2 protein-coding genes are annotated in these 4,775 nt (G+C 45.4%); both read left to right on the top strand.

The genetic code is table 11. The features are described from left to right. Positions 1–1,587, top strand: a 1,587-nt coding sequence (locus tag HMPREF2637_RS11215) for an LPXTG cell wall anchor domain-containing protein (protein ID WP_141760045.1), incomplete at its 5' end; no start/stop codon positions are given. Positions 1,588–1,860: 273 nt separating this feature from the next. Further along, positions 1,861–4,775: accessory Sec-dependent serine-rich glycoprotein adhesin (locus HMPREF2637_RS10030; protein ID WP_141760046.1), on the top strand; the 2,915-nt coding region annotated here is incomplete at its 3' end.

Here is a 4,775-nt window from a genome sequence, read left to right on the forward strand (position 1 = left end):
TCTGCATCAGAATCAGCAAGTGCCTCAGCTTCAGCATCTGCATCAGCCTCAGAAAGTGCATCTGAGTCAGCATCAGCATCAGAATCAGCAAGCACATCCGCTTCAGCATCAGCATCAGAATCAGCAAGCGCGTCAGAGTCAGCATCAACATCTGCGTCAGAATCAGCAAGCACATCCGTTTCAGTATCTGAGTCAGTCTCAGCGAGCGCATCAGACTCAGCAAGTGCATCAGCTTCAGCATCTGCATCAGAATCAGCAAGCGCATCTGAGTCAGCATCAACATCAGCATCAGAATCAGCAAGCACATCCGCTTCAGTATCTACATCAGAATCAGTAAGCACATCAGTTTCTGTATCTGAGTCAGCTTCAGCATCAGCATCAGAATCAGCAAGCGCGTCAGAGTCAGCATCAACATCTGCGTCAGAATCAGCAAGCACATCCGTTTCAGTATCTGAGTCAGTCTCAGCGAGCGCATCAGACTCAGCAAGTGCATCCGCTTCAGAGTCAGTAAGCACATCTGCATCAGTCTCTGCGTCAGTCTCAGCAAGCGCATCCGCTTCAATCTCAGCGTCAGAATCAGTAAGCGCATCTGAATCTGCTTCAGTGTCAGAATCAGCAAGCGCATCTGAGTCTGTATTAGAATCAGCAAGTGCCTCAGTTTCAGCATCTGCGTCAGAATCAGCAAGCGCATCTGAGTCTGTATCAGCCTCAGCAAGCACATCCGCTTCAGTATCTGCATTAGAATCAGCGAGTGCATCAGAGTCAGTATCTGAGTCAGAATCAGCAAGCGCATCTGCATCAGTCTCTGCATCAGAATCAGCAAGCACATCGGCTTCAGCATCTGCGTCAGAATCATCAAGTGCGTCAGCTTCAGCCTCTGCCTCAGAGTCAGCAAGCACATCCGCTTCAGTCTCTGCGTCAGAATCAGCAAGCACATCTGCATCAGTCTCAGCGTCAGAGTCAGCGAGCGCATCTGAGTCAGCTTCAGTCTCTGCGTCAGAATCAGCAAGTGCATCTGAGTCAGCATCTGCATCAGAATCAGCAAGCACATCAGCATCAGTCTCTGCATCTGAGTTAGCGTCAGTAAGCACATCAGTTTCAGTATCAGAGTCAGCGTCAGCAAGCGCTTCGGCATCTGCGTCAGCCTCAGCAAGCACATCCGCTTCAGTGTCAGCGTCAGAATCTATCTCTGTTTCAACTTCAATCTCTGAATCACTTTCAAACATTGTAAATCATTCAGAATCTGCTTCATCAAGCGTTTCAGTATCAGACTCAGCCTCTACATCGGCATTCTTAAGTGCTTCTGAAAGTACAAGCACTTCAACAAGTATCTCAACGTCATTGAGTACTTCAGCAAGTCTTTCAGCTTCAGCATCAACAAGTGCTTCGATTTCAGCCTCAATGAGTGCATCAGAATCAACTTCTGAAGTGAAAGATCCTAAACACAAACGTGGTAGCCAAGCGCTTCCTAAGACTGGTGAGGAAAACTCATCATTAGGTATGGCCTTGGGTGCTTTGGCAACTGCAACAGGTCTTGCCTTTCTTGCCAAACGTAAGAAAGATGAAGAAGAAAGTGAAGACTTCTAAGTCTTAGTAAGTTTAATCATTATCTTCTAGCGAGATAATCAAATATCCCCTATCGATTAGAGAGATTTCCTAATTGGTAGGGGATTTTTTTTAGTCTGATATTCTAAAAATACAAATAGTTTTAATAAGTCTTAGGGTTAGCATTATTATCGTATTTCTGGGGAAATGAAAGAAAGGATTAATCGCTAGAAAGCAATCTTGAAATAAGATTTTTTGCTTAATTTTATGATAAAATTTAAAGGAGTGTTTTAATCAAAAATAAATGGAGTATATATGTTTTTTAGAAGGAATGAAGGTCAATATCGTGAAACAGATCGTGTGACACGTTTTAAGCTAGTTAAGTCAGGGAAGCACTGGCTTCGTGCAGCGACGTCGAATTTTGGTCTTTTCAAGGTGCTTAGAGGGGGTGTGGATACACCGTCTGTTGGTGCCCAGCAGGTAGAGGTGGAAGCACCTGCCTTTTCAGGTCAGACAGTGCTCAAAGGAGTGCTTGCAACTGGGGCCTTGCTTGGTGGTTCAGTCGCGACTCACGTGGCACATGCGGATGAAATGACTGATCAGCCGATTTTGGAAAGTGAAGCAGGAGCTAAGACTGATCTCTTAGCTGCATCTGATTCCGTTGTTCTTGGAAATATGGAGTCTGTGTCCAGTGTTCAAGAGAGTCAAGTAAATAGTCAAGAGTCATCTGAAACTGTATCAAGTCAGACTTCGGAGGCTTCTTTGAGTGAGTCTTTATCACGCAGCCAATCGGTGTCTGCCTCTGAATTAGCTTCTAAATCGACATCCTTGTCATTGAGTGCCTCGCTTTCAGTTTCATTGTCAGCTTCATTAGCTTCTAAATCGGAATCAGTAAGTCAGACGGATTCTTCTGCTCACAGTCAGTCTGAGAGTACGCTTGGAAAAACTTCAGAGCAAAGCGCAAGTGCCTCTGTTCAGTCAGTTAGCAAGAGTGATAGCAGTAGCGACTCTAAAGTGGGGATGACTCTTGTCAGCTCAGAGTCGAACTTGTTAAATGCTTCCTTGACATCTGAAGTGCAAACGAATCTCAAATTGTCTGATACGGCGACTGGGCTACTAGCTACCTCGGTTGTGGCTGATGCTGAGCGTTTAGAACAAGAAAAGCGTCTCAAAGATTTAGCCTTAGACATTTATACCTATAAAGCTCAAGCTGTTGATTTGCCAAATACGGATGCTGTTATTCTCAAGGGAGATAAAGCCTTGGATGCCATTCGTGTCAGTCTAGCTGAGCGTGATAGTGATGTGGCTCCTACGATTAGTCAGGCCCGTCAGGTTAGAAATAGTCTTGCCAATGCGGTTCTTCGTGCGACATCTGGTCAGCGTGATCCTCGTAATGGTTCTCGCATTGATGCTAATAGCAACCTCCGTGCACCCCAGTATAATTTAGGTCTGGCTAACAATGCCTTGATTACTGTTTATAACTCTGACTACATCAATCAGCCTTATAAGGTTGTTGAAACCAATCCTACACGAAATAATATTAAGAGCATTGGCTACGCTTCTGGTAGTGATCGTGTGAATGGCATTTATGTTCCGCAAACATCGGCCTTGAAAAATAGTTCAGCTGTCTTTAATATCGTGGGGACTGTTGGGCAGACAGAGGTCGTAACGCCTGGGAAAATTTATAATGTTTCTTTTGTAGTGACGAATACGGCTAATCAGTCAGTGACACGCACGCTTCGTATTCAGGTTTTGCCGCAAAATGATGGTATTCGTAATCCGATTACGGCGGTGACAACGAGTACTTTTGTCAATGACACAAGTAGTCTCGCTCAGGCTGAAAAAGATAAGGTTTGGGAAGCGTTTAAGACTGCTAACCCAAATATTGCTACTTCAAAGGACTTTAAATCTTATTCCGTTTCATCATCTGGTGTGGTAACCATTACTTATAAAGATAACACCACTAATGATGTGACGGCTCCAGTGAAGCGACTAGCAGCACCAACCGTTGAAACGAGATTATTGGACAAGGCTTACACACAGACGCCTGTAACGGTGACGGGAGCTGAGCCAGGTTCCACAGTCGTTCTATACAATAATGACGACGAAGTGGGAACAGCAGTGGCAGATGCTTCAGGTCAAGCGATTGTGACGCCGACAGTTAGGTTACAAACAGGTGGTGTAACAGCCAAAGCTCGCATTATGTATGGTGATTATGCGGTGTATTCAGATGCTAGCAATTCCGTGGCTGTAACGGACGGAACGCGTCCTGAAGTGACGGCCAAGTTGACTGTAGATGGTGTGGAACCTAAGTCAACGCCTCTCGAAGGTGGTGGGAAAAACTATACCATCTATGCTGGCGATGATGCTGTTTTGACTTTCACGGCAACGGATGACAGTGGCAAGCTTAAAGAAATGAAAGTCGTTGCAAGAGCCGATTTGAATGACAATGCCTTGAACGGCAATTTCTTTGGTAGTAGCCAGTACGGAACTGGTAATATTGCTCCTATCACGGGTGATATTACGGCTACCAGTGCGAACCCTGCAACCATCACAACGACCATTCATCTGAAGGATGACCTTTATCATTCTTTCCGAAACACATGGCAACGTAATGTTGCTGCTATTGACAATGCGTCAAATATGAACCGTCCAAATGGTTTGGGTGAGATTCGGATTACCCAGGGGCGTCTCGCTGATCGTACGCCAGGTGTGGCGCCAACAAGCACTATTCAGGTGACGAGTCTAACTGCATTGACAGATGCAGATAAGAGCAAGGTGATTGCTGCTGTGTCGGCTGTTAATCCAGAGGTGGCCAACCGGATTAAGTCCTATACGGTTAATAGTGATGGTACGGTTACCATTACTTATAAAGATAGTACGACCAATGTCGTAGCGGTGAAACTGTCAGATAGCGATCACAGTCAGTCAGTGTCGCAAAGTGCCAGTCAGTCTAAGCAGGAATCGATTTCTCAAAGTCGAAGTGAGTCCGCTAAGCAGTCTGCATCGACCAGCCTTTCATTGAGCACGGTAGCCTCAAAAAGTGTCTCAAGCTCCTTGAGTGAGTCCTTGAAGACCAGCATTTCACAAAGCCAATCTGCTTTAACAAGTGCGTCTTTGAGTACCGTGAAATCTGAGAGTGTTTCAAGTTCTTTGAGCGAGTCCCTGAAGACAAGCGTCTCACAAAGTCAGTCCACTTCAACAAGTGCCTCTTTGAGCGCTGTGAAATC

The sequence above is a fragment of the Streptococcus sp. HMSC065H07 genome (genome assembly GCF_001837325.1).
In the GTDB taxonomy this organism is placed as follows: Bacteria; Bacillota; Bacilli; order Lactobacillales; family Streptococcaceae; genus Streptococcus; species Streptococcus salivarius_H.